The following is a 24,574-nucleotide window of genomic DNA, read 5'->3' as shown; positions in this document are numbered from 1 at the left end:
ATTTTTATAACCTCTTTATTTATAAGAGATTTGAAAGGAAGAATAAAATTGAGGTAACGAGTTGGCAACCGTGTCTGTTTCTGCGCTTTGCTGTGAGTTGCTATCAATGTCACTCGTCTTGATGCAAAAGTAGCAATAAAAATCAGAAACACATCAAAATGTCCCATGATTTTTTATCACAGGACGTTTTTATCTTCACTGAATATATCCGGTTTAATCGTTACCTCCATTTTCAGCGAATTGTAGGCTATGATTGCTCAAATTTATACTTCAATCCATATTCATCCAGTTTATTATAGAGTGTTGTACGTCCTATTCCGAGCAATTCGGCGGCAACCTTGCGGTTCCCGTTCGCCTGCTTCAAGGCTCGCAGGATGCGTTCTTTCTCCACCCCGGTGTCTTTGAGCGCAAAGGAGAACGAAACGGGACTTTCTTCTGCATCCAGTTCCAAATCCGCCTCGGTTATCATGTCGTGTACGGCATGGAGGACAGCTATCTGTATCTTCTGTTTCAATTCACGCACGTTGCCCGGCCACGGATAGGTGAGCAGGGCGTTACAGGCGGAGGCATTGAAACCTTTGATATTACGTTCCAACTCCTTGTTTGCCGTTTCACGGAAGAAATCCGCCAACGGAAGTATGTCTTCTTGGCAATCACGCAATGGCGGTACGGTTATCACATACTCTTTCAGGCGGTAGAACAAATCCTCACGGAAACGCTTTTCATTGACGGCTTTCTGTAAGTCCTCGTTGGTCGCCGCCACTATCCGCACATTGGCGGTCTTGTCCTCCTTTGCACCGATGGGACGGTAACGGCGTTCCTGTATAGCACGGAGTAACATCTGCTGTGTTTCCAACGAGAGGTTGCCCGCCTCGTCAAAAAAGAGTGTACCTCCGTCAGCTTCCTCAAAGTAGCCAGCCTTGTCGCTGTCTGCTCCCGTGAAAGCCCCTTTCCTATGCCCGAAGAAGGCTGATTGCGCCAATGTCGGGGACAATGAGCCGCAATCCACGGGGACAAACGGCTTGTCCGACAGCTTGCTTTGGGCGTGGATATGCTGTGCGATATGCTCCTTGCCCGTACCGTTCTCACCCAGTATCAATACACTTAACCGTGTGGGAGCGACAAGGCGGACACGCCTCTTGATTTCTTGGTATGCCTCGCCCTGACGTGTGAAGATAGGTATTTGAGTATGCTTTTTCCTTTCTTGCACCTTGTGCAGTGAACGAACAAGCGGAACGAGCTTGTCCTCTACCAGCCGTTTGGGTATATAGTCGGAAGAACCGAGTTTCATGCTCTCCACTGCCGTATGTACCTCGGCGTAATCGGTCATGACGATAAACGGTTGCCGTTTGCCATTAGTAAGCATCCACCGCAACAGGTCGATACTCTCGCCATCGGGCAGGCGTAGGTCGGCAAGTACGATGTCATCTTCATCGGCTTTTGCCAACAGTTTCTTGGCGGTTGAAATGCGGTAAGCCTGCACGGTATCGAACCCTCCCTTTTTGAGCAGGTTGCAGACGTAATCGTTATATACGGGGTTGTCTTCAATCACATATACTTTCATCTGACTTCCTCCTTCTTTTCCTTTCTCGCCAGTTCCATAATCATGTCACCCATTTTCAATACAGAGTCTACGGCACGCTTTATCTCGTCATTAGAGCATTCCTCATCACGGTGGAGCAATTCATGCAGTTTCCATAATGGTCTGTCCGCACGGATTACCGCCCACGAACTGCGCAGACGGTGTACCTGTCCGTCCAACGCATTGCGGTCGTTTCTGTTTGCGGCTTCCTTTATAACCTGCATATCCTTTCCCGTTTCGGTTATCAGGCGTTCCAGCATCGCCACCTTGTTGCCGTAGGCGAGCAGGGAGGAGAAGTCGGGCAAGTTGTCCGTAACACAATTCTGTTTGACACATTTCTCCGATACTGCCATCAGTTCCGCCATGTCGAAAGGCTTGAATAGGCAGGCAGTAAAACCGTGTGCCAACAATTCCTCTTCGGTACAACTGCCGGATGCGGTCGCCACGATTACGGGAATGGTCTTGGAGTTGCCGATGTCGGATGAACGCAACAGTTCCAATACCTCGTAACCGTTCGTTTCGGGCATTTTCAAGTCGGTAATCAGCAAATCATAATTTCGTGTGCGTATCGCCTCCATCAGGTCGCCCGTGTTGTCGCACGCATCGCAACGGATGCCACAGTAGGCGTACATATCCCTTACCATCGAAAGAAGAATGTCATTGTCGTCCAGTACCATGACAGAGAATGACCGTTCAAAATGGCTTTCCTGCCAGTCTTTTTCTTTATCGGAAACGCCATCCGCCGTATTCATGGGTATTTCCACTGTGAAACGGCTACCCCTGCCTTTTTCACTTTCCAGTCGGATTTTGCCGTGCATCATATCCACGATGCGTTTGACAATGGACAATCCCAGTCCGAAGCCGTCTTGCGTGGCGGCGTTCGAGAGCCGTTCAAACTCCCTGAACACCCGTTGCCGTTCTTCATTGTTCATGCCGCTGCCCGTGTCCTCAACGATAAGGGCAAGCGTTTCCCCATCGTAGTTTGAACGGAAAGAAACGCTTCCGGCTTGTGTGTACTTGATGGCATTGGATAAGAGGTTGTCGCCTATCTGCATGATGCGCTCCCTGTCACCCATGAGGATAACGTCCGCATCATTTTCCACGGTGAGTTTCAAATCCTTGACTTCCGCCATAGGTCGAAATTCCGCCTCCAGTGCATCAGTTATACTTTGCAATCTGAAAGGGGTGATATTCATCTTCTCTTTTCCGCTTTCCAACCGAAAGAAACTCAACAGAGAATTAAGTATTGTAATCATCCGTTTTGAGGCTTGCAGCACGCTTTCCGCATGGCGTTTGTTTTCCGCCGTGCCGTTGCTGCATATCAGTTCCGTATAACCGTGTATGGCGGTCAGCGGTGTACGCAGTTCATGGGTGATTGTGTGCATAGCCTTTCTTCGGGATATTATCAATTCCTCGTTTTTCCTGTTGGATTCACGGAGTTGTCCAATCAGAGAAGAGGTATCTTTCTTGTATTTGCCTATTTGTTTGGCATATCTGTGAATGATGATATATGAAAACAACAAAAGGAGAACGGCAAAACCTGTCAAACCTCCTATCTGCATAAATGACCGTTCACGCATGGCGGTTATTTCCGCTTCCCTCCGTTGTAAATCTGTCTGTACCTTTTTGTCCATTTGGTGGATGAGCGTTTGCAGTTGGCGGTTCAGTTCCGTGTTCCTTGCGGCGAGGCTGTCGGCGTATTCGGACAATTGGCGGCTTTGCGTCTTTTGTCGTGCTATCACGTCACGGTTCAGTGTGTAGAGCATGGTTGTAGTGGCTGTGGGTTCCGGCTTTTCTTTCTTACCGAACAGCCTGAACAAGCCTTTGCGCTTCGCTTTCTTCGGCTCTTCCTGTGTACTTTTCCATGCAATGACGGGTACACGTTCGGCTATCCGTTCATTGATGGCCTCTTGCTCGTCAAGGACTTGCATTATCTGCCGCAAATGCTGTTCCTTGCTTTCCAATAGGTGGCGCACGCTGTCAATGCGCTCTGTAGGGTAAGATTGCTTGAAACGGCACAACATACTGTCCACCTCCAAACGCTTACGATGATAGGTCTGCACATCATCGTCTTCCCATTCCAATATCGTTTCACCCAAAAGGGAAAGTTCTATCGTCTTGGCATAGGCATGATGTATCTCCTGACGGAAAGCATTTATCTGCTTGTTCTCCGTTTCCAATGCCTCAAGTTCCTGCCATTCTTGAAGCCACAGGTACATGATGCCTCCTGCCAACAGGCATACCAACAAGTAGCCTGCGGCAATCATCGTGCGGAAATGTTTTGTGTCTGCGGTATGTCGTTTCATGGGTAGCTGCTGTTGATTGATTATAATACAGCCCGTAGGTCTTTATCGGCTTACGGGCTGCATAGTCTTTGTGGCTTTATCCAATGTGATTACTACATCAAAATGTTTTTATAGTGTTCTCAATAAACATTTCAAAATCCTTTTCCCATATCATAAACTTTTTGCAGGTGGTTGGTATTTAAAATTGCACCTTTCTCACTGACACTGTTGACGAGATAGTGGCCTCTGTTTTTCCATCCCCTGTCTTGTGCAATGAGTTCAAAAGAGCGTACCATACCGTCAAATACATAAGGGTCTTCCAACTCTCCGCATGAAAGAAGCATGCACTCCTTGACAGGCAAGTCCTTTTTGCCTATTATGAAAGAATAAAACTTGTCTATGGCAGCTTTCATCTGGGTGGGAAACGAGTACCAGTAAAGAGGGGTACAGAATACGATGGCGTCACTTTCCGCCATCAATGATGCTAGTTTGTTGAAATCATCATTGAAAACACAGGCTTTCCCCTTGCTGAAACAGTTGTCGCAAGCCCTGCAACCTTGAATATGTTTATGTGCAGTATCAAACCGCACGACACTGTTGCCTGCCTCTGACGCTCCCTTTGCAAAAGCGTCTGCCATCAGGTCACTGTTACCGCCTTTTCGCGGACTGCCGGTCAAAATCAATATGCGTTTGCCCATTTTCCTTAATCTCTCTATTCAAATCTTTTATTCTCCCATACGGAAATCGCCCACGTTGTCATGGCTTAGCGTGACTTCCTCGATACGGCTTGTGCATCCGCCGCGTTGCGGGCATTGGCTGCTGATACCGAGATAAATCCGGTCGGGATAGTAATTACGGTACAGACGTACCATGTGCCACTCTTTTTTGTCTAATGAATAGTAGCTGGCGATAGTCCGGGTGTCGGAAGATATTTTCATATAGACCGACGGGGCATCTATCTTGTCATGGTTGTTGTCGTCCGATGTGCCTTGTGTCCGTACCGATACGATGCGGTGGTTGCCATATTCGTCCTGCTCGAAGGCAAGTTTCTGCCAAAGCGTATCATTGACATACACAAACAGGTCGGCTGCATTGTAAAGTCCCTCTGCGGTGAATTCAGGAGTTACCTTGGCTGTCAGCGTGAACGGTTTGGTATTGTCCGTAGGAATCAGCAATACGGGCAGCGTGTTGTTGGACAGCTTCCCTTCGTTCGGGTCGCAGAAGAAATCAAGTCCTTCGGCACAACGGAATTCCAATGCTCCGTCTGCCAGCAAGCTTACACACGTATCTGCGCCATTGATGGCATGGGTAAAAGTGACATCGCCTAAAGTGACTTTGCAGTCTGCAATTCTGCTTGCCACATCGGTGCTTCCGGTTTGTCCGGCTTCATTCTGTGTGGTCTCATTTTTTGGTTGGCATGCGGCCAACGTGAGGCATCCGGCAAGGATTGCCTGATAAATAATTGTCTTTTTCATTGCCTAAGTTGTTTATTATTAGTATTTTTGCCGCAAAATTAGGCAAAATAGGGCAATGCCGCAATGGTGAATAATAACCAATTTTCCGGATGCACGAACAGGAACACAGATTACAATCCCTGCTGACAGGGCAGAATTTCAATGCGGAAAGCGACATGGATGAATGGTTGGAAACAGCCAAAGGCTATGCCCATGCGTACGCTCAAGCGACCAATGGCATTGCGGTCCTCTCTGATTTCCAAAACAATGTGAACCATATTTATTCCGGTCTGTTCGGGCAGACATTAGGATTGCCGGAATATGCCGAGAACAAGAATTCCGTCTTCGAGCATGAAGTGTTCGACAATATCCCCGATGAGGAATTGGTGGAACGCCATATTCTCGAACTCCGTTTTTTCCGTTTCTTGGAATCTGTCCCGGCAACCCAAAAGCCCGATTTCAATGCCACTTGCGTCGTTCATTTTCAAAGGCAAGGAATGCCGCCCCTATCCGTACTCCACACTACCCGATATTTGCTTTGCCATGCCAATGGCAGTATATGGTTAGGACTTTGTACTTATGCACCTTTTCCGCAAACTAATGAAGTCATGGAAGGCTGTATTATCAACACACGTACCGGTGAAACCGTTTGCTTGGAACAGTTTGACAGCCGATTGCTCAGCCGCCGTCAAATAGAAATTCTTTCCCTGTTGGCAAAAGGCGAAGGCAGCAAACAGATTGCGGACAAACTCTCCATATCCGTCAACACGGTCAGCCGCCACCGCCAAGATATTCTCACGCGGCTGCGCGTTACCAATACTGCCGCAGCCGTGGAGATAGGTTTACGTATGCGTCTTATATAGACAACGGATTTCACATTATTTTTAGTATCGTTTGATATTGAATTGAAATTTTGTGTACTCTATTTGAATATGCTGAATTTTCAAGATATGGCTTTGCCTATTAACAAATAAGATTTATAGCCTCATGCCTCGTCTGCGTTTGGCTTTCTTTTTTCTCCGCAATATCTCCGCCATTTCCTGATTGGCTTCCGCATCAGCGGCGTTGAAAGATGAGCCGTTGCCGTTCAGTAGTCCCAACGAACCGTTGAATAACTCGCCGAGTGCCGTGCCGGATGGTGCGCTTGGCATGGCAACTTCATGTACTTTGGCTGTTATTCCCATACGCTCATTGTATCTGTTGCGCTGCAATGCTGCGTCAATCTTGGAATAGCTGAAACGCCTATCCACTTTTGAGCCGTTGAAATGGTAGCCATTTTTAGTGAATACGACACCCTGTACCTCATTCGTCTGCCCCTTGTGCTTGAAACTGACTTCCACACCCTGACGTTGCAAGTTGGCGACAAGCACGTTCCAGTTACCGCATCTGCCGACTTCCCTTTTGAGAATGTCGTAAAGCTCGTATTTTGTCATGTCCGGCTCTTTCAGGCGGTTGCGCTTGACATTTTCCTTGCCCTCCGACATGTGCAGACCGTATTTCAAGGTAAGCTCCTTACAGATACGGGTGCTACGAAACCGCTCGTGCCTGTCCGAAATAGTATTGCCGTTGTTGTCTATACGGTTGAAGGCAATATGCACGTGCGGATGCTCCTTGTCGAAGTGACGAGCGATGAAGAACTGCGTATCACGGATGCCCATCCGCTCCATATATTCAAGCGCAATGTCTGTCATGACGCGGTTCGTCAGGTGTGTCTCATCCCCTTTTGAAAAACTCAATGCAATGTGTCCGACAGGCTTCGATACTTTACTGTTCATCTGTGACTGCATATTGAAACTCATGGCGATGGTTTCCTTGTTTTCCATGAACAAGCCGTTGTATGCCACCACCTGCGTACCCTTGCTCTTGTCAAGGATGTAGTCCACTACACCCTTGAAGTAGCTTCCCTTTACAATTTTCGCCATCATATCCCTGTCTTGCTTATCAGTTCGTGAATCCTTGCCACTGCCACCTTGCAGTCCCACCGGACTTCTGAAAAACCTCCGGCATTCGCTTTATGTGCAAGCTGGTTGAGGTTGTTCGCCATGCCGCAGAGTTGGCGAATGTGTCCGGCATGTTCTTCCGACACCCGTTCCTTCACATGACCGTTTCGGAAACATTCCCTCATATACTCGCTCGGCGATACTCCGGCTTCATGCGCCTGTGTCAGCAGACGGAAGTAGTCGGCTGCCGCCAGCTTCACTGCAACACGGTATTTCAATTTCTCGGTTGCCCCTTTCTTCGGGCGACCGCCCTTGTTACGTTTCTTATCTTCTTTATGTTCCATATTTCATTTCTTCTAATTATGTTCCTGACTATACTGTATAGACCAACAGGATTGGGTTACTGACTAAAGTCCGTAACGGGTGGCAAGCGGTTTCGGGACACCCGAAACACAAACTTGCTACCTCCCCAATTCCATCGGATGAATTTCGGGCAGCTCCCGTTTTTTCCTTGCGGAATCTCATAATCTCAATCCTTTTTTCTTGGGTTTAACGATGGTTCGTGGCGGTGGATTGACGATTAAATTCTGTCGCTTGCCGCACAGGTAATCGTTCAAATCCTTATATCCATTGTAGTTTTGGGAGAAGTCCCTGATACGTCCGGCAAACTCTTTTTCCAGTTTCCAATACGTTTTTCGTCCAGCCTCGTCATTGTCAAGCAGGCAGTGGATGCACCCGTATCCATGCAGCACGTCAATGGCTTTTGAAACATTGGAAACCGAATTGAGAATGACGTAATCCTGCCCGTCAAGGCTGGGCATGGTCGGGCAGTTCTTCATCCGCAAGGTGAGGAATGAAAGGTAGTCCGTCATTCCCTCGAACACGAGGCATTTCTCCCTCGGTTCTCCCTGTTGCCGGATATGGCTGATGTCCTTCGGTGCGATACAGCCCTTGAAAAATTGGTTGCGTACATCATATCCTCCTGCCACATTCGAGAATCCGATGGCGAAGTAAGGTTTGCCGTTATGAGTGAAATGTAGCTCCTTACATTCTGCTTGTGCCAATTCGATATTTATGCCACGTTCCTGCAAGTAGCGGAGCAATGCCGGATGCGTGAGTTCTCCCACTTCCAAATGTTGGAAACTCGGTTTGTCAGTCTGTCGTTCTCTGAAAGAAGAACCGACAGGTCGGATATGCGGTGTCTGTCGTTCAATCCGTTCCAACAGGTACGGCACATTGTCGGAACGGTAGAGTTCCTGCGCCAATGCGATGATGTTGCCGCCTTTGCCAGTTCCGAAGTCATACCATTGGTTAAGGTCGGTGTTTACCTTGAACGATGCTTCCGTTTCCTCCCTGAACGGGGATTTGTACCAAAGGCTTTTGCCCTGCTGCTTGACGGGGCTATAACCTAAACTTTGCAGATAGTCTGCGATGCGTATCTTCTTTGCTTCCTGTGTAGTCATAATCTTCCTATGGTTTTAATGGTGAATGAAAATCGTTGATTCATTGAATTGTATATATAATGTGATTATATTCAATCAGATAGATGCTCAACATCCGCTCAACAAACTACTCACCAAAAGAGAAACCGACAATCGGTCGGATTCTTCGTCTCAACTTCTCTTTTGGTCTGTTGAGATTTTGTTGAGAGTGTATATCGTTTATTATTAGTATGATTATATCCTTATTCAACAATTCAACAAAAAGACAATGGATTTACAGCGTTTCAAGCTGCTGCCTCGTGATGCTGTAGAAGCGTCCCACTCTCCTTATCGGCTCATACCTACACTCCCGATTGTAGTTCAGTTGGTAGGTGGTGTATGTAAGCCCGTTCGGTGCTGGCGTGAGCTTCCAACACTCCTGCAATACCTTTCTCACTTGGTGTTTCTCCGCCTTGACATACGTGTTTGCCAACAGAACGAGTATATCATGCGGACAGAATGAAACGCTGTCCACATCCATCGTTGCCATAATATCGAGAAGCAGCTCTGCCATTTCAATCTCCAATCGGTTGCGGTTACTGCGGATTATCTTCTGCAAGGCTTCGGTATGCAGCAGTGACGGGGCAAACCACATACGGCTCTCTTTTTCGGTGGATAACCGTCTGTGCTGCAAGTGGTAGAGGAAAGCAGGTATCTCCGCTTTCAGCTTTTGCAGGAAGTCGGTATCATCCGACTGCAAGCGGTCTATCTTCCGTACCCAATAGCGTGTTTCCCCTGCGTCTATGATGACAGGCAGATATTCGTTGTTGGAACACAGCACGAATTTGGCGAAGAACGCAATCTCGTCACGGTCTTTGCCTTTGGCTTCCACTTTGTAGGAGAGTGTGGTGCTCAGGTTCTTCAACCTCTCGCTGTCCTCCCTGCGGTTGAGCAGCACTTCATCCACCACGATAAGGAGTTTCCCTGCCCAATCGGAATTGAACTGGCTTCGGAAATCCTCGTTGGTGTTGAATGTCACGTTGTTCTGAAAGAGGGCTTTCAGAAAGTTCAGGAACGTGCTTTTGCCCGTATTCCGTTCTTCTGATACCAGCAGCAGGATAGGCAACTTTTGGATAGGGCGCAGGTAGAGCAGTTGCAGGTAGTCCATTCCCAACTCGTATTGCTCCCCGAAAATATGCCGTACCAAAGATTGGATGTGCGGAAAATCGCCCTCTTGCGGACGGTGGTCTATCGGTTCATACAGGTTCAGGAACTTGTCCACTATCGGACGGTAGTTCACATGGTCGGGAACCGTGCAGAAGCCGTCATATTTGGGGATGGTGGCGAGAAAGTGTTTGCCGTAGTCCTGCCGTAATGTTTCGTTGTTCCACACGATGCGTTTCTTCACATAGCCGCCGTCCAGTCGGGGCTGGTTCACTAACTTGTAGAGGGTCGTACCAACTCGGATAAACTCCTCTTTGCTGATGTCTGATTTACTCATTGTTCATACGCTTAAACGGTTGATAAATAATCGTATGCAAAATTAGAGAGGGTTGCTTGAAACCTTGATACGCAAATCACGGCAGAATGGCGCAAAAAACACACGGAATGAAAAACTTGCAGTATATCGGAGAACTTGACAACAAGAAATCCCGAAGAAATACCACTTTAATGGCAGTTTCTTCGGGATTGTCGCATTCGTATGAATGAATGGCTATGCGCCTATTCAAACACTCGTGTAAATGAATTGTCGGCAATGGGAATACGCATCGGTTTCATTACTTCATGTCGTCATATCAATACACTTCACGCTTGATATTCAGATGATTTTATGCTCTTAACCAGCGAAAAGAAGATGCTTGTTTTCTCTTTTCGCAAGTACAATCTTTCAAGTATGGCATTGCGTATCCGTTCCGCTCCGTACGAGTTGATACGGAAAGCGAGAGCGACAACCATTTCAAGGCTGTAAACATCCACACCGATTTTGTCCGATAGATGGATATGCCGTTGCGCTTTATGCTCTTTCAGTATTCCGCTTTTATATACTGCTTTGATTGCTGCTCGGATGGATGGAGCAATGACACCGAACAGGCTGACAAGTTCCGCTTCGCTCATCCATACCGTTTCACTCGGTATAGTTATCGTACCGTGTTCTGTGATTTTGATGATATTCCTTTTCATTGTCCTGCCATTGATACATTGATAAACGATTGGTTCAGCCTGTTGCCGAGCATGGTAAGGTCGTTATCCAATTTCTGTGTTGTGATTTTGGCATAGATTTGGGTCGTGACTATGTTCGTATGCCCCAAAACACGGCTCACGCTTTCAATCGGCATACCCATACTCAAAGCAAGGGTCGCGAACCCATGTCTTGCGCAATGGAACGAGATGTCTTTTGTTATCCCGCACTCTTTCATCACCTTTTTCAACGGTTTGCAGATAGACCAGTAGTTGAGATTGGGGAACACGAGGTTATCCTCCTGCAAGGGTCGGTAACGCTCTATTATCTGCAAGGGAATATCCAGCAGTTTCACTTGGAACGGAACTTTCGTCTTGTGCCGTTTCGATAATATCCACTTCTCTCCGTTCACTTCCACGATGTTATCGTTGGTCAGTTCCTTGATGTCCACGAAAGAGAGGGCGGTGAAGCTGGCGAAAACGAAAATATCACGGATATAGGACAGTTTGGCATCCCCGAACTCGTGCGTCATCAACGCTTTCAGTTCGTCTTCCGTCAGGTATTCACGCTCCTTTACATTCGGGCTGATGTGGAACTGGGCAAACGGATTTCTCGGTATCAGTCCGTTGAAGTGCGCACGCATGACTACACCTTTCAGCCACATGCACTTTTCCCATATCGTCCCGTTGTGTAGTCCCGCTTCCGTTGAGAGGTAGGCGGCAAATTCCTTGATGAAGTCGGGCGTAATCTCCAGCATGGACATATCCGTCCGCCTGTAGAAAGACTTGATGAACGCTGCCACATGGTTTCTTGCCACCACCCGTGAGCGGTAGGTTGCCATTACCCTGTCTTTGCCAACACGCTTCTTGAACACCTCGTTTTCACGGTCGAATGCTTTGAGCAGTGTCTCGTACTCGCTACCGATACCCTGATAGGCATTGCGCACCATTTCTGCCGTAACGAACGCTTCACGGTCGGACAGGCGTTGGTAGTGCTTGATGATTTGCGCCTTGATGTTGTCCAAAGCGAGGTTGATGTCCCGTGCCTCCTTGCTCTTGCCTTTGGCTCGGTTGCCCTTGATGTCCCAAAGCGTCTTCGGGACACTCTGCTTGCAACTGAACTGCGCCACAGTCCCATTGATTGTCACTCGTCCCATGATGGGGACAATGCCGTTTTTCTCCTTGCTGCCGTTCACGTAAAACAGCACCTTGAATGTACTTCTTGCCATACTCGTTTTTTGTTTGCAAAGTTATTACTCAACGAGTTAGACCATGTAAGCCAATCGAAGCCATACGGAGAAACTTTCAGTGCCATGTGTTAAAAATCACTTTCCGGCGGGTAATGATTTGGAGACCGTTCTCTTTCAATATTCCGCTTTCCTTTGCGTTACCTCATTTTTTCGTTTGGCACTGTTTGGCTTCATAAACGCTTTTATACTAAGCCATTCAGTGCATTTTCTCCCTTTTTCTGCGACTATTCCAGAGATTTTTTATAATTTTGTTATTTTTCAAATATGCTCAGGTAAAATAGAATTTATATGAATGATATCCTGATATCTATTATTATTGTAAATTATAATGTAAAATATTTTTTAGAGCAGTGCCTTACTTCTGTTTCCCGTGCTATAGAAGGTATAAATGCAGAAATATATGTTGTAGATAATAACTCTACAGATGGCTCTGTCGAATATTTACGTTCTCGGTTTCCTCAAGTAATATTTATAGAAAATGTCTCGAATCCAGGTTTTTCTAAAGCAAATAATCAGGCGATAGAACTTGCAAAAGGAAAATATATATTATTGCTAAACCCAGATACCGTAGTTGGAGAGGGTATATTACATAATTTGTGTACTTTTATGGAGAAGCATTCTGACGCTGGAGGGGTGGGAGTAAAAATGTTGGATGGACGTGGAAATTTTTTACCGGAAAGTAAACGGAGTTTTCCTTCTCCATGGGTTTCTTTTTGTAAAATATTTGGCTTATCAAAATTGTTTCCATATTCTTCTCTTTTTTCCAAATATTCTCTTTTGTATCTTGAAGCAGATAAACAACATTGTGTAGATGTTTTGTCTGGAGCATTTATGTTATTACGCAAAGAGGCATTGAATAAATGTGGGTTGTTGGATACTTCCTTTTTCATGTATGGGGAAGATATAGACCTTTCCTATCGATTAGTGTTAGGTGGATATAAAAATTATTATCTTCCAGAAAAAATTCTTCATTATAAAGGAGAGAGTACCAAGCATAATGATATAAAATATATTCAGGCTTTTTATGGAGCGATGCATATTTTTTATAAAAAGTATTATCCTCATTCAGGATGGTTGACTTCTTCTATGATAAAGATGGCTATATGGTCAAAAGCTTTAGTTGATATAATTTCACGATCATTACGGGTAAAACCTTTGTTGAAAAATGAGCATCAGCGTATGTTAGTGGTTTGTGTGGGGAAACATTATGAAGATATTAAAACTGTTATTTTAAGAAAAATGCCAGAATTGGATAATATATATTTGTGGGATTTAAGAAAGAAATCTTTGCCAAAAGGTGAGGAGTTTGTCGCTGAGTGGAGTCAATATACGGATATTACCTTTTGTTTTCCAGATATATCATTTTCTCAGATATTGCAAAATATAAATGTTTCTTATGTAAGACGGAAAACGTATCATATTTATAATTTGGAGAGCAGACAATTAGTTTCTCCAGGAAATAAATGAAAAAAAAGAAACCTGTAAAGTGTTCCTCTACAATGAAATATTTTTATTTCATTGTAGAGGAACACTTTACAACACAAGCCTATTCTATATTTCATGATCTTTTTTAAATTGGCTCAATCTTTCTTCTAATAGGGAATATTGATGATCTTTAATGAAAGAAGTACAAGCTCTTAGCCCTTCTTGATTACTGCCTGTTGTACTTAATGATATAGCACTTATACCATAAAAAATAAGTTCTTTCATGAGTTCTCCTCCAGTCATGCCGGGATAAGCAATAGTGAAATAAAAACCATCAGCAATAGGAGCGTCTAAATCATGATCATAGACAATGTAAAATCCATTTTTTGTAAATATATCTTTTAATTTTTTTGCCCTGCGGCCATATTCTTTAATATCAGATACAAAGTCGTAGGTACCGTCGGCTGCAGCTTTAAACATAGCAGCTAAAGCATATTGTGCAGAGTGACTTGTCCCGGAAGATAGAGCATATAATACTCTATGTATATATACTGTACCAAATGTCCCGTTTCCATATATTTGGGTTAATCCTGGATATGAACGATGGTATAGTTTGTCGGAGATTGCTGTAATACCGATTCGTTGTCCTGCGTAGCTGAATGCTTTAGACCCAGAAATTTGTAAAATATAGTTATCAGTATAATGGGAGACACTTGCTTGATAAGGAGGGGCGTACGGTTTGCCGAGATCTTTACGGAAATCCATTGCAAAGTAAGCGAGATCTTCAATAACGATAGTATCATATTTGTCAGATAATTCTCCGATAATTTGAAGTTCTTCATCTGTTAGACAAAACCATGCAGGATTGTTGGGATTGGAATATATTATTGCGGCAATATTTCCTTTAGAGAGATATTTTTCTAAAATTTCTTTTAATTTGTTTCCTCTGTAATGATAGACGTCGAACGATTCGTATTGATACCCCATGACTGTAATTTGTTGTTTTTGTACAGGGAATCCGGGATCAATGAATAGTATTGTTTTTTTATTAGGAAAGCATTGTCCGCAAGTAAGAAATGATGCGAAGGTTCCCTGCATAGAACCTGTTACCGGTACACAGCACTCAGGACGAATATCCGTATTTATAAAGGCTTTGATAAATCGAGAGGCTTCATTTTTTATTTCAGGTATACCATTTATATTGGGGTAAATGGAAGCTACACCATTTTTTAGTGCATTGATTTCAGCTTTTAGTCCAACTTCTGCAGCTTTTAATCCGGGAACTCCCATTTCCATATGTATAAATTCTGTGTGAGTTTCCTGCTCCAATTGGTTTGATATTGCAACGACTTCTCGAATAGTTGCTTTACCAAAGTCTGTAAGGCCACAGTTTTCTATTAGTTGTTTGGTTATCTGATAGTTTACTGGAGTATTTTTCATGAGTTATTCATTTTATGATAATACAAAAGTAAGAAAATAATCAAATAATGCCAATTTTTTTGCTCAAACTATTGCAGAATAAAAAAAAGTGTCTATCTTTGCAAACGCAAATGAGAACAAGAGTGTTCTAGTAATAAAATGGTGCGGTAGTTCAGCTGGTTAGAATACATGCCTGTCACGCATGGGGTCGCGGGTTCGAGTCCCGTCCGCACCGCTTAAAGCTCTGGAAAATAATATTTTCAGGGCTTTTTTATTGTTAGTATTAGTTTGTTTTGTAAAGCTGTAAACATAGTAGAACGTAAACTTGTTGTAATATCATAACTGTAAATATTTACTATTATGATAAATTATGTTGATAGGATGGCCGATGCTTTGGTTGATGTACTTAAGTATTCCGATTCGGAAGTGGAATGGCCGGAAACGAGAGGTTTGAGACCGAATGATGGAGTACGGCCCGAATGGTTATATCCCGCAATAGAAAGTTCCGATTATTCCGAAATAACTAGTATTTTGCAATATACACAGCAAGAAGCTGTGTTTGATGAGATTGGAGAATTGCTTTTAGGAATAGCATTGGTAGAAATGAAGCATTATGCTGGAGTCCGAGATGCTATTGTTGCTCTTGGAGGGAAATTACCTCAACCCTATAGCAGTAAAAATGTAAAAATTGGAACTTCTCTCGTTGAAGCTTTGACGTTGGCGATAGAATCGGAAATTGCTACTATTGAATTTTATAAATCAATAGAGATTAAATTTTCTCAAGATACTGATTCGGTAATAATAATGAAGCAACTATTAAAGAAGCTGATTGCTGATGAAAGTTTGCATTTGAAATTATTGAATAGGTATTTAAAAGATTCAGTAAATGATGAGCAAAAATATAATTCGATTGTTGGTGAATGGTTGTCTAAAATAAAACTATATATCGAATGATTTATTTGATATATTCTGGGAAATTTAGTAAATGATAGAGTTATTTATAATCAGGATAGGAATATATTATTTTTTTATTTTTCCCTCATTAATTAATTCTGATAGAGCCTTCTAAGGATGGGCAAGTGATTCCTAATTTTTTGGCAACTTCTTGTTGGTTATTATACTGAATTTGCGGAAACTCTACCTAAAGATACGATTATACTTACAGCCCAATGTGCAAAATATCGTTATAATAAGTTATTTTTAGGTGATATCAATGGAATTTCTTGAACATTGGATGTGAGGCTGTGTAATGGCAGTTACTCATTAGTAGTAGTTTTGCTCTTCAATTAAAGGAATTATTGAGCTTTATGTTATAATATTGCTTGATATGAACAAAAGGTTATTATCGTATTATTCGCATTGTATAGTTTGGGTATAAAAGATATTCATACAATGCTGACTTTGCTGGCATTTTTATATCCTGAAGTAGTAGAAGTATTGGTGGAGAGATTTGGTATCAATATTATCTCTATGATAGAAGAAGACATGAAAGTATTATTTGCAGACGGTAAGACAAATTGTTGCCGACTGTTTTTGATATAACCTAGGTATTCTATCAATATGGAATAGATTTTTACTGTTGTGGCGATATACTTTTTACTGAGGCTTGAAAAAATATAAGGTGCACCTCAAAAGTTTTTTGTTTAACTTTTGGGGTGCATTTTTTATGAAATACGCTTTTGAAAAAAGCTCATAATTTTATCGAGCACGATATCCGTAAGAAATGATGGCAATAAAGCATATAAGAGGTAATATAAAAGAAATATTGACAGCAGGGAAGTTTCCAATAATTCTCATATCTATAATTGAAGCTTGTATTGGAGGAAGTACCGAACCTCCAAGTATTGCCATAATCAATCCTGCTGCTCCAAATTTTGCATCGTCTCCCAATCCTTTTAAAGCAATACCATAAATAGTAGGAAACATAAGTGACATACATGCCGATATTCCGACGAGGCAGTACAGACCATATATATTGGTTAAGAGGATTGTTCCGAGTGTAAAACAGGAAGCAGCGAAAGCTAATATCATTAACAGTTTTCCTGGATTGAGATAACGCAGCAGGAAGGTACAAATAAAACGGCTGATACAGAATATCAACATAGCAAAGATATTATATTTCTGAGAAAGAACTTCAGCGGTTTTCTCATCGATACCCTGTTCTGTAAAGATATGTGTTCCATATTGGATAATAAAAGTCCAGCACATTATTTGTGCCCCTACGTAAAAGAATTGTGCAATGACTCCTTCCCGATAGTGGCGTATACTAAAGATTCGTTTTAGAGTAGGGATGAAATCTATTTTGTGTGATTGGTCTCCGTTTTTGGGCATTTTTGTTTTATATATGATAAGTAACATTATCAATACAATAAGCCCTATGTATAAATATGGTGCAATAAGGATTGAAAGGTCTGTATCTCGTACTGCTTCAAATTCTTCATTGCTAAGTAGACTTCGTTCTGCAGTATCTATGGGTAAAAGTCGAGCTTGAATGAAATTCATTGCAACATACATTCCTAGTAAGGACCCCATAGGATTGAATGATTGAGCGAAATTTAAACGGCGGGTTGCTGATTCTTCTGGCCCCATAGACAATATATATGGATTAGCACTAGTTTCTAAAAATGATAATCCACATGTAAGTATAAAATAAGCAATAAGGAATGGATAATATTCTCCTGTTAATTTTGCCGGGAAGAAAAGAAATGCACCTAATGCATATAATCCTAACCCTAATAATATTCCAGCTTTATATGAATATTTTCGGATAAACATAGCTGCAGGGAAAGCCATAGCAAAGTATCCTCCGTAAAAAGCTACTTGGACAAGAGCTCCATCGACTACACTCATACGAAATATTTTGGAGAAGGCTTTCACCATAGGATTTGTTATGTCATTAGCGAATCCCCATAGTGCAAAACAACTGGTAATGAGTATGAATGGAATTGTGTAATTTATCCCATTTTGGGAAAATATTGAATTTTTTGTGCTTTTCATAATTGAAATTTTTATTTTTTATTCGTACAAGTGAAAAATTCGTTCCATCATTTTCCATTTTTCATTTGATGATGCTTGAGAAGCAGTTTGTTGAAATGTAGAGACAAATACTTCCCATTCTTGTTGACGAGGTAAAGTATTTAGGCGTTTCATTGCTGTTTCCCAATCAAAGTCAAATGGTGTTTCTACTATCATGAATAATCTGTTATCGAATAGATATATTTCCATTTCAAGAATTCCTACTTCTCGTATACCAGCGGGTATTTCCGGCCATATTTTCCCTTGGCTATGCATTTTACGGTATTCTGCAATTAACTTAGGTTCATTCTTTAAGTCTAAGGTTTGGCAATATCTTTTTACTGGCTGTTTGTGTTCTTTTATAGGGTATCCTTTCATATACTCATTTTTCATAAATAATTTAGTATTTTATTGTGGCTGATATGTTTTTGTATCGAAACTGCTTCTTACAATTTGAGTTATTTCTTCTTGAGACTTAATATCTCCTTTAGCGTATGCTTGAGTTAAAATATTACCTATTGCTGTAGCCTCTGCAGGACCTGCTATAACAGGAATTCCAGTTACATCTGCAGTCAACTGATTTAATAAACTATTACGAGAACCGCCACCAATAATGTATAGTTGTTTGATAGGTTCCGGTATTAACCGATTCATTTCAATTATTGCTTCTTTATATTTAGAGGCTAAAGATGCGCATATACATTTTACAAATGCAGCTTTATTTTGTGGAATAGTCAGCTTTCTTTCTTTACAATATTTTTGAATGTTGTTTGTCATGTTTTCCGGATTTTGAAATATAGCAGCATCGACATCAATGAGAACTGTCTCTTTGATTAATTTTGCTTGTTCTATTATGTTGGAATAATCAACTTCTTCACCAGATTGTTTCCATTCTAACATTAGCCTCTGTAATATCCATAATCCGGTGATATTACGCAGAAATGTTATTTTCCCATTTGCTCCACCTTCATTTGTGAATTGAGCTATACGAGCTTCTTCTGTCAGTATAGGGTGGGTCGTCTCTGTGCCTAATAGTGACCATGTTCCGGAACTGAGGAATGCATAATTTTCCCCGCTTGCCGGTATTGCAGCAATTGCGCTTGCTGTATCATGGGAACCTACGGTTATAACGTCGATTTCATCTAATCCGGTTTCCTTGGCTATCTCTTTTTTTAGTTTTCCCAAAATTGTTCCTGGTTGCCTGATTTCACCAAAAAGATGCAGAGGAATCTTTAATTGGGAAAGTAAATCTACATCCCAAGTATGAGTATTGGCGTTTAGAAATTCTGATGTAGAAGATATACTGTATTCATTCGCAGCAACTCCTGTAAGGAAATAATTAAACAAATCGGGCATAAATAATAGTCTATCTGCAATAGTTAGTTGTGGGCAGTCTTCCAGTAACATGCTGTATAATTGAAATAAAGTATTTATAGGCATGACTTGTATACCAGTACGACGATAATGCTCTGATTTAGAGATAATATCAAAAACTTTTTCAGGTATTCCGACAGTTCTTTTATCCCGATATGAGATTGGATTTCCCAATAAATTTCCATTTCGGTCAATAAGACCGAAATCTACACCCCAAGTATCTACTCCTATACCATTGATTTTTAGCCCTTGTTTTGCTGCCAATCGCATGCCCTCTTTCATGTCCTGAAAAAGGCAAGGAAAGTCCCAATATATATGTTTGCCCAATTGTACAAGCCGGTTGGTAAACCTATGTATCTCTTCTATATGAAGTTTGCCCTTGGAGATTGTACCGGCTATGATACGTCCACTACCTCCACCAAAATCAGCAGCCAGATAGGTGTTATTTTTCATTTGCTAATTTTACCTAATACATAAACTTCTAAATCTTCAATTTCGGTAGGAGTAAGTACATCGTACTCCATACGACTATGAATAATAATGCGACAAGCCATTTCAAAAAACATGGCTTTTTCAAAGACTTCATCGAAATCTTTTCCACATACAACTTGTCCATGATTGGTTAATAATACAGAATCGTGCTCTTTCATAGCATCTATGACGCTTTTAGCCAATTCTGGTGATCCAGGGCGGAAATAAGGTATAATGGCTATATCTTTACCTGTATGACAAGGAAGTTCTGCTGTAACATTAAAATTTTTAGGTTTATTTTTCATGCAAGCAACAGTTGTCGCATATTCAGACTGAAAATGTAATACAACATTAACATCAGGACGGGAGCGCATGATACCTAAATGAAATGTGCTTTCCATAGATGGTTTAATGCCATTTTCAGGTTTTCCAGAAGCTATATCGCATATAGATACTTTTTCTTTAGAAAGTGTGGGTACCCATGAGCCTGTTCCGGAAATAAGAGCTTTGTCCCCGATTCGCCATGAAAGATTTCCACTACTACAAAGCATTAGTTTGGCATCACCGTAACGATGTGCTTGGTATATAAATGTTTTAATGTGTTCGTCTGTTATCATTTTGTTATAGAATTAGTAGGAAAACAACTGGTAATAAAGATAGTACTATTGTAATGATATTATTACCAGTTGTTTCCTTAAATTGATTAAAAAGCTTTCTTGTATAAATTTAAAATGATTTCTTCTGTTACGTCTCTGGGATTACCTGGTGTACAGACATCTTTAATTGCTGATGCAGCCAGTTTGGGGAGGTCACACTCTTTTATCCCCAGTTCTCTCAATCGTTGAGGAATACCGGTTTTTATAGACAAATCTTTGACGGCTTTTATTGCGGCTTGAGCAGCATCTTCGTCTGTCATGCCAATACTGTATACATTCATTGCTTTGGCTATCTCAACGTATTTTTTGAGGGCTGCTGGGGCATTATATTCCATAATGATAGGTAACAATAAAGCATTAGCGATTCCGTGAGGAATATCAAATATGGCTCCTAGAGGATGAGCCATGCCATGGACAACACCTAACCCTACATTGGAAAAAGCCATTCCTGCAATATATTGGGCCACAGCCATTCCATTGCGAGCTTCAGCATTATTAGGTTCAGATACTGCAGTTTCCAGATAACGGGCTATCATTTCGATAGCTTTTATTTCAAACATATCGCTCATTTCCCATGCACCTTTGGTTATGAGCCCTTCGATAGCATGAGTAAGAGCATCAAGACCCGTGGATGCTGTCAAACTTTTCGGCAAAGTATACATCAATTCTGCATCAACAATAGCAATGGCAGGTATATCGTTAGGATCTACACAAACCATTTTTTTTTCGTTTTCTTCATCGGTGATGACGTAGTTAATGGTTACTTCTGCCGCTGTTCCTGCTGTTGTTGGTAAAGCGATGATAGGTACTGATTTTTTCTTTGTAGGAGCCACTCCTTCCAGAGAAACAACATCTGAAAATTCAGGATTATTTGTAATAATTCCGATAGCTTTTGATGTATCGATAGAAGAACCTCCACCAATAGCGAGAATGAAATCTGCGCCTGATTCAGCAAATGCTTTTACCCCTGCCTTGACATTTGATACTGTAGGATTTGGTTTGATTTCACTGAATACAGTAAAAGGGATGTTGGCTTTTTTAAGTACTTGGAGTACTTTATCAGCAACACCAAATTTAATAAGGTCTTTATCTGTTGTTACAAATGCTTTTTGAAGGCCCAATCTGCTGATTTCCTGAGGTAAAACTTCACGTGCTCCCGGCCCAAAATAAGAAACTTCGTTCAAAATAAAACGGTTTATCATAATTATAATATTTAAAGGGTTAATAAATCGTGGGAAAAATAAATATTTCCCCACGATAACCGTTTATAAAAATGATTTTATTTATTTGTAAATTGGTCCATATGCAGCGCAAGCTCTATAGTCGGCTCCTTCTTTGTCCATACCGAATGCATTCCATGCTGATGGCCGGAAAATCTTTTCTTCATCAACATTATGCATGCAAACGGGGATACGTAGTATTGAAGCAAGGGTAATTAAATCCTGACCGATGTGTCCATAACTTATTGCACCGTGGTTTGCTCCCCAGTTGTTCATGACGGAGTAAACATCTTTAAATGGAGCTTTGTTACATAAACGGGGTACAAACCAAGTAGTAGGCCAAGTCCTATCAGTACGCACATCAAGGGCCTTATGTATTTCCGGGTCAAGTTCTACTGTCCAGCCCTCTGCAATTTGAAGTACTGGTCCAAGTCCTTTTACCAAATTTAAGCGACTCATTGTAACAGGCATACCCCCTTTAGATAGGAAATTGGAAGAATAACCTCCTCCTCTGAAATAGTCGCGATTGGCAGGATACCAGGTTGTAGCTTCTAGGCAGTTTTTTACTTCTTCTTCTGTAATATCCCAGTAAGGTTTCATGGTTGGTTGCCCGTTTTCAGTTTGGCACCCTGTTCCGTCGAGGGTAGTAGCCCCAGAGTTGATAAGGTGTATAATGCCATGTTGGGCAAGTCCGGTAAGTTTTTTGCCAGTTACACGTTCTACAGCTTCGGGACTCCAGAATGTACGTACATCTGAAAATATTTGAGCACGGTTAGAAAGAAGATGTCCAAATAACATAGCAACCCCGTTACAAGCGTCGTTTTCTGTTGCAACAACATATGCCTCGCGTATACCGTTCCAGTCAAAAGACGTATTTAATAAAGCCTCAGAAAAGTCTCCGTTGGGCATAAAATCGGTCCATTGGCGCTGTCCTTGGAATCCTGCAGCAATTGCATTGTGCCCGAGGGCTTCTTCTTTGAATCCCATTTCTCGCAATTTAGGATTACCCTGCATCAAATCGCGCATAATGATGGTCATTTTTACCACAAATTCCCAATCTGCATCTTTTTCTTCACGAGTTTTTGTTTTCTCGGGGATATTGAAGTCTGTTCCTTCATTTTTCTTGCACCATTTTTCTGTCCAGGCCATGGCTTTAGCAAATTCATCTTTATCATATATGCCTTCATTTACACGACGGATGATTTCGCTCATGTCTATTGATTCGTTACGCATGCCCAAATATTCTTGGAAAAAGTCTGGATTGACAATAGAACCTGCTATGCCCATCGATACACTACCCATTGAAAGGTATGATTTACCTCTCATTGTTGCGACGGCTTGAGCAGCACGGGCAAAACGTAATAACTTCTCAGCAACATCTTCGGGTATGGTATTGTCATCTAGGTCTTGTACATCTCGTCCATAGATTCCAAATGCTGGGAGTCCTTTTTGCGCGTGAGCAGCTAATACAGCAGCTAAGTAGACAGCCCCGGGGCGTTCAGTTCCGTTAAATCCCCAAACCGCTTTGGGATAATGAGGATTCATATCCATAGTTTCTGCTCCATAACACCAGCAAGAAGTTACTGTAATTGTAGCCCCTACACCTTCTTTTTCAAATTTTTCAGCACATGCAGCAGTCTCAGCTACACGACCGATTGTGTTATCAGCAATGACACATTCGACAGGAGAGCCATCTCCGTTTTTGAGGTTTGATGTAATGAGTTGAGCCACAGCTTTGGCCAAATTCATAGTTTTTTCTTCAAGACTTTCGCGTACACCTTTTTGGCGAGCGTCAATGGTGGGACGAATCCCGATTTTTGGATACTTTTTCATTGTTTCTTATGTTTGTTTAAAATCGCTTTATCTGTGCTGAGCTGTGCTGAATGAAAACTAAAAAAATTTTAAAGAGAACCTCTCAAACGTAATAAAGTTGGTAAGTACTCTTGATATTTTCGATCATTTAGAACAAATTCCGCTATTTTTTCTCCCATTTCTCTCCAATCGATTGTTAAGGCCGTAATGCCATTATCAATGATTTCATAAGATGGAGTATCATTGTATGCTAATATACCGAAATCGTGACCACATTTTAGGTTCAGTTTCCGGCTTTTTTTTATAAATTCGACAATATTTTGTTGTTTGATTATTAAGTATGCTACATTCTGTTGCGGGTTGCATTCTTCTGTTGATTCATATATTTCATAAAGAAATCCATGGTCGATACAAAATTGGATAAAATATTGTTTACTGCTTTGGGGATGTTTTAAATATTTAGGGAATACCATTACTAGTTTTTTGTATTTGCGTAAGGAATCGATAGCTGATAACATCCCGAGGTATAAGCCCCTATCAAAGTCTTGACAGATATAAGAATATGCATCTTTATTGAACTTTCCAAAATCAAGTAATAGTAATTTATTAGGATCTATTTTTCTCAAAATATCTGAAAATTGTTCATTATCAAAATTCATGATGATATATTTGTTATAGTTCCCAATTGATTCTTGCATAAGAGTATTAAAAAGTCGTTGACTATATTGGTGGAATAACAAGTCTACTTTATATCCAGAGGGTAGCCGACGAATAAAACTATTATAAAGTTCTTCTTTGAAGGGAGAATATTCATCGAGTAACAATAAAACATGAGTAAGCTTATCTGTAACGTAATAACCTTTTCCTGGAGTAGAGTCGATAATTCCTCGTTCACGTAAGTCAAGAAATGCTTTAAATACGGTATCGCGTGAAACTTGGTAATGAGCGCTCAATCGGTTGATAGAGGGTAGAAGGTCTCCAATTTTATATTCTCCGAGAGAAATTGCTTGTGCAATTTTATCGGCCAGTTGTTTTACCTTTGATGTTTGTTGTCCAAATGCAAGTTTCATGT

General features: G+C 41.7%; 22 protein-coding genes, 1 tRNA gene and 1 pseudogene. 5 read left to right on the top strand and 19 right to left on the bottom strand.

Going from position 1 to position 24,574, the window contains the following annotated elements; all coding sequences use genetic code 11:
- Positions 1-247: 247 nt before the first annotated feature.
- The 4 genes from Cop2CBH44_RS07530 to Cop2CBH44_RS07515 all read right to left on the bottom strand — a co-directional run bounded on the left by Cop2CBH44_RS07530 (position 248) and on the right by Cop2CBH44_RS07515 (position 5,342).
- Entirely contained in the window at positions 248-1,564 is a 1,317-nt protein-coding gene (locus Cop2CBH44_RS07530; RefSeq protein WP_200755832.1) for a sigma-54-dependent transcriptional regulator, read from the bottom strand.
- Positions 1,561-3,888: a hybrid sensor histidine kinase/response regulator gene (locus Cop2CBH44_RS07525; RefSeq protein ID WP_200755831.1), complete on the bottom strand. Its 2,328-nt coding sequence runs from the start codon at positions 3,886-3,888 to the stop codon at positions 1,561-1,563. The genes Cop2CBH44_RS07530 and Cop2CBH44_RS07525 overlap by 4 nt, the downstream gene beginning before the upstream one ends.
- A 131-nt stretch (positions 3,889-4,019) precedes the next feature.
- Positions 4,020-4,565 carry a flavodoxin family protein gene (locus Cop2CBH44_RS07520; protein WP_172277259.1) on the bottom strand — a complete coding sequence of 182 codons (546 nt, stop codon included), beginning with the start codon at positions 4,563-4,565 and terminating at the stop codon, positions 4,020-4,022.
- 27 nt (positions 4,566-4,592) lie between these two features.
- Positions 4,593-5,342 carry a DUF1349 domain-containing protein gene (locus Cop2CBH44_RS07515; protein WP_172277256.1) on the bottom strand — a complete coding sequence of 250 codons (750 nt, stop codon included), beginning with the start codon at positions 5,340-5,342 and terminating at the stop codon, positions 4,593-4,595.
- Between the two features lie 248 nt (positions 5,343-5,590).
- Between Cop2CBH44_RS07515 and Cop2CBH44_RS07510 the strand changes: the two genes are divergently transcribed.
- On the top strand, positions 5,591-6,184 hold the full coding sequence (locus tag Cop2CBH44_RS07510) for a response regulator transcription factor (protein ID WP_246469188.1): 594 nt from the start codon (positions 5,591-5,593) through the stop codon (positions 6,182-6,184).
- Between the two features lie 114 nt (positions 6,185-6,298).
- Here Cop2CBH44_RS07510 and Cop2CBH44_RS07505 read toward each other — a convergent pair whose 3' ends face one another.
- From Cop2CBH44_RS07505 to Cop2CBH44_RS07475, 7 genes are all read right to left on the bottom strand, one after another.
- Positions 6,299-7,246, bottom strand: coding sequence for a relaxase/mobilization nuclease domain-containing protein (locus Cop2CBH44_RS07505; protein WP_172277250.1), 948 nt, complete (start codon positions 7,244-7,246; stop codon positions 6,299-6,301).
- Positions 7,243-7,605, bottom strand: a complete 363-nt coding sequence (locus Cop2CBH44_RS07500) for a MobC family plasmid mobilization relaxosome protein (RefSeq protein ID WP_200755829.1) — start codon at positions 7,603-7,605, stop codon at positions 7,243-7,245. The genes Cop2CBH44_RS07505 and Cop2CBH44_RS07500 overlap by 4 nt, the downstream gene beginning before the upstream one ends.
- Positions 7,606-7,633: 28 nt before the next feature.
- Positions 7,634-7,786, bottom strand: a complete 153-nt coding sequence (locus Cop2CBH44_RS07495) for a hypothetical protein (RefSeq protein WP_200755828.1) — start codon at positions 7,784-7,786, stop codon at positions 7,634-7,636.
- Positions 7,783-8,724: a DUF8464 domain-containing protein gene (locus tag Cop2CBH44_RS07490; RefSeq protein WP_200755827.1), complete on the bottom strand. Its 942-nt coding sequence runs from the start codon at positions 8,722-8,724 to the stop codon at positions 7,783-7,785. The genes Cop2CBH44_RS07495 and Cop2CBH44_RS07490 overlap by 4 nt, the downstream gene beginning before the upstream one ends.
- 253 nt (positions 8,725-8,977) lie before the next feature.
- Positions 8,978-10,183, bottom strand: a complete 1,206-nt coding sequence (locus Cop2CBH44_RS07485) for a primase-helicase family protein (protein WP_172277241.1) — start codon at positions 10,181-10,183, stop codon at positions 8,978-8,980.
- Between the two features lie 305 nt (positions 10,184-10,488).
- On the bottom strand, positions 10,489-10,863 hold the full coding sequence (locus Cop2CBH44_RS07480) for a virulence RhuM family protein (RefSeq protein WP_172277238.1): 375 nt from the start codon (positions 10,861-10,863) through the stop codon (positions 10,489-10,491).
- Entirely contained in the window at positions 10,860-12,089 is a 1,230-nt protein-coding gene (locus Cop2CBH44_RS07475; RefSeq protein ID WP_200755826.1) for a site-specific integrase, read from the bottom strand. The genes Cop2CBH44_RS07480 and Cop2CBH44_RS07475 overlap by 4 nt, the downstream gene beginning before the upstream one ends.
- 309 nt (positions 12,090-12,398) lie before the next feature.
- Between Cop2CBH44_RS07475 and Cop2CBH44_RS07470 the strand changes: the two genes are divergently transcribed.
- Positions 12,399-13,577: a glycosyltransferase family 2 protein gene (locus tag Cop2CBH44_RS07470; RefSeq protein WP_200755825.1), complete on the top strand. Its 1,179-nt coding sequence runs from the start codon at positions 12,399-12,401 to the stop codon at positions 13,575-13,577.
- Between the two features lie 84 nt (positions 13,578-13,661).
- On the opposite strand, the gene Cop2CBH44_RS07465 is transcribed toward Cop2CBH44_RS07470, so the two are convergent.
- Positions 13,662-14,975, bottom strand: coding sequence for an aminotransferase class I/II-fold pyridoxal phosphate-dependent enzyme (locus Cop2CBH44_RS07465; RefSeq protein ID WP_021931073.1), 1,314 nt, complete (start codon positions 14,973-14,975; stop codon positions 13,662-13,664).
- Positions 14,976-15,115: 140 nt separating this feature from the next.
- On the opposite strand from Cop2CBH44_RS07465, the gene Cop2CBH44_RS07460 reads away from it, so the two are divergent.
- From Cop2CBH44_RS07460 to Cop2CBH44_RS07450, 3 genes and pseudogenes are all read left to right on the top strand, one after another.
- Positions 15,116-15,189, top strand: a tRNA-Asp gene (locus Cop2CBH44_RS07460).
- A gap of 125 nt (positions 15,190-15,314) precedes the next feature.
- A complete protein-coding gene (locus tag Cop2CBH44_RS07455) occupies positions 15,315-15,908 on the top strand; it encodes a ferritin family protein (RefSeq protein WP_021931072.1) in 594 nt (197 codons plus the stop codon).
- A 159-nt stretch (positions 15,909-16,067) separates the two neighbouring features.
- Positions 16,068-16,496 (top strand): annotated as a pseudogene (locus tag Cop2CBH44_RS07450) (hydroxylamine reductase); the annotation flags it as partial.
- Between the two features lie 156 nt (positions 16,497-16,652).
- Here the strand turns inward: Cop2CBH44_RS07450 and fucP are convergent.
- The 7 genes from fucP to Cop2CBH44_RS07415 form a co-directional block, all read right to left on the bottom strand.
- Entirely contained in the window at positions 16,653-17,951 is a 1,299-nt protein-coding gene (gene fucP / locus Cop2CBH44_RS07445) for an L-fucose:H+ symporter permease (RefSeq protein ID WP_200755824.1), read from the bottom strand.
- An 18-nt stretch (positions 17,952-17,969) separates the two neighbouring features.
- A complete protein-coding gene (locus Cop2CBH44_RS07440) occupies positions 17,970-18,347 on the bottom strand; it encodes an L-rhamnose mutarotase (RefSeq protein ID WP_021931069.1) in 378 nt (125 codons plus the stop codon).
- A gap of 30 nt (positions 18,348-18,377) precedes the next feature.
- Positions 18,378-19,796, bottom strand: a complete 1,419-nt coding sequence (locus Cop2CBH44_RS07435) for a rhamnulokinase (protein ID WP_021931068.1) — start codon at positions 19,794-19,796, stop codon at positions 18,378-18,380.
- Entirely contained in the window at positions 19,793-20,431 is a 639-nt protein-coding gene (locus Cop2CBH44_RS07430; protein WP_021931067.1) for a class II aldolase/adducin family protein, read from the bottom strand. Before Cop2CBH44_RS07430 ends, Cop2CBH44_RS07435 begins: the two co-directional genes overlap by 4 nt.
- Before the next feature lie 86 nt (positions 20,432-20,517).
- Positions 20,518-21,672 carry a lactaldehyde reductase gene (fucO, locus tag Cop2CBH44_RS07425; RefSeq protein WP_055096695.1) on the bottom strand — a complete coding sequence of 385 codons (1,155 nt, stop codon included), beginning with the start codon at positions 21,670-21,672 and terminating at the stop codon, positions 20,518-20,520.
- Between the two features lie 81 nt (positions 21,673-21,753).
- Complete coding sequence (gene fucI, locus Cop2CBH44_RS07420) at positions 21,754-23,523, bottom strand: L-fucose isomerase (RefSeq protein WP_200755823.1); 1,770 nt, start codon at positions 23,521-23,523, stop codon at positions 21,754-21,756.
- A gap of 68 nt (positions 23,524-23,591) precedes the next feature.
- The gene (locus Cop2CBH44_RS07415) at positions 23,592-24,572 is read right to left on the bottom strand and encodes a winged helix-turn-helix domain-containing protein (protein ID WP_200755822.1); all 981 of its coding nucleotides are present in this window, start codon (positions 24,570-24,572) and stop codon (positions 23,592-23,594) included.
- Between the last annotated feature and the right edge of the window lie 2 nt (positions 24,573-24,574).

Origin of the sequence: Coprobacter secundus subsp. similis (genome assembly GCF_015097275.1) — a bacterium.
Lineage (GTDB): Bacteria > Bacteroidota > Bacteroidia > Bacteroidales > Coprobacteraceae > Coprobacter > Coprobacter secundus.
Note: the sequence above shows the minus strand (reverse complement) of the source record. Positions and strands in the feature narration are given on the sequence as shown.

What these genes read in the sequence shown, in the direction of transcription:
- Cop2CBH44_RS07530 (WP_200755832.1), bottom strand. Translation starts at nt 1,564, where the DNA reads ATGAAAGTATATGTGATTGAAGACAACCCCGTATATAACGATTACGTC.
- Cop2CBH44_RS07525 (WP_200755831.1), bottom strand. Translation starts at nt 3,888, where the DNA reads ATGAAACGACATACCGCAGACACAAAACATTTCCGCACGATGATTGCC.
- Cop2CBH44_RS07520 (WP_172277259.1), bottom strand. Translation starts at nt 4,565, where the DNA reads ATGGGCAAACGCATATTGATTTTGACCGGCAGTCCGCGAAAAGGCGGT.
- Cop2CBH44_RS07515 (WP_172277256.1), bottom strand. Translation starts at nt 5,342, where the DNA reads ATGAAAAAGACAATTATTTATCAGGCAATCCTTGCCGGATGCCTCACG.
- Cop2CBH44_RS07505 (WP_172277250.1), bottom strand. Translation starts at nt 7,246, where the DNA reads ATGATGGCGAAAATTGTAAAGGGAAGCTACTTCAAGGGTGTAGTGGAC.
- Cop2CBH44_RS07500 (WP_200755829.1), bottom strand. Translation starts at nt 7,605, where the DNA reads ATGGAACATAAAGAAGATAAGAAACGTAACAAGGGCGGTCGCCCGAAG.
- Cop2CBH44_RS07495 (WP_200755828.1), bottom strand. Translation starts at nt 7,786, where the DNA reads ATGAGATTCCGCAAGGAAAAAACGGGAGCTGCCCGAAATTCATCCGAT.
- Cop2CBH44_RS07490 (WP_200755827.1), bottom strand. Translation starts at nt 8,724, where the DNA reads ATGACTACACAGGAAGCAAAGAAGATACGCATCGCAGACTATCTGCAA.
- Cop2CBH44_RS07485 (WP_172277241.1), bottom strand. Translation starts at nt 10,183, where the DNA reads ATGAGTAAATCAGACATCAGCAAAGAGGAGTTTATCCGAGTTGGTACG.
- Cop2CBH44_RS07480 (WP_172277238.1), bottom strand. Translation starts at nt 10,863, where the DNA reads ATGAAAAGGAATATCATCAAAATCACAGAACACGGTACGATAACTATA.
- Cop2CBH44_RS07475 (WP_200755826.1), bottom strand. Translation starts at nt 12,089, where the DNA reads ATGGCAAGAAGTACATTCAAGGTGCTGTTTTACGTGAACGGCAGCAAG.
- Cop2CBH44_RS07470 (WP_200755825.1), top strand. Translation starts at nt 12,399, where the DNA reads ATGAATGATATCCTGATATCTATTATTATTGTAAATTATAATGTAAAA.
- Cop2CBH44_RS07465 (WP_021931073.1), bottom strand. Translation starts at nt 14,975, where the DNA reads ATGAAAAATACTCCAGTAAACTATCAGATAACCAAACAACTAATAGAA.
- Cop2CBH44_RS07455 (WP_021931072.1), top strand. Translation starts at nt 15,315, where the DNA reads ATGATAAATTATGTTGATAGGATGGCCGATGCTTTGGTTGATGTACTT.
- fucP (WP_200755824.1), bottom strand. Translation starts at nt 17,951, where the DNA reads ATGAAAAGCACAAAAAATTCAATATTTTCCCAAAATGGGATAAATTAC.
- Cop2CBH44_RS07440 (WP_021931069.1), bottom strand. Translation starts at nt 18,347, where the DNA reads ATGAAAGGATACCCTATAAAAGAACACAAACAGCCAGTAAAAAGATAT.
- Cop2CBH44_RS07435 (WP_021931068.1), bottom strand. Translation starts at nt 19,796, where the DNA reads ATGAAAAATAACACCTATCTGGCTGCTGATTTTGGTGGAGGTAGTGGA.
- Cop2CBH44_RS07430 (WP_021931067.1), bottom strand. Translation starts at nt 20,431, where the DNA reads ATGATAACAGACGAACACATTAAAACATTTATATACCAAGCACATCGT.
- fucO (WP_055096695.1), bottom strand. Translation starts at nt 21,672, where the DNA reads ATGATAAACCGTTTTATTTTGAACGAAGTTTCTTATTTTGGGCCGGGA.
- fucI (WP_200755823.1), bottom strand. Translation starts at nt 23,523, where the DNA reads ATGAAAAAGTATCCAAAAATCGGGATTCGTCCCACCATTGACGCTCGC.
- Cop2CBH44_RS07415 (WP_200755822.1), bottom strand. Translation starts at nt 24,572, where the DNA reads ATGAAACTTGCATTTGGACAACAAACATCAAAGGTAAAACAACTGGCC.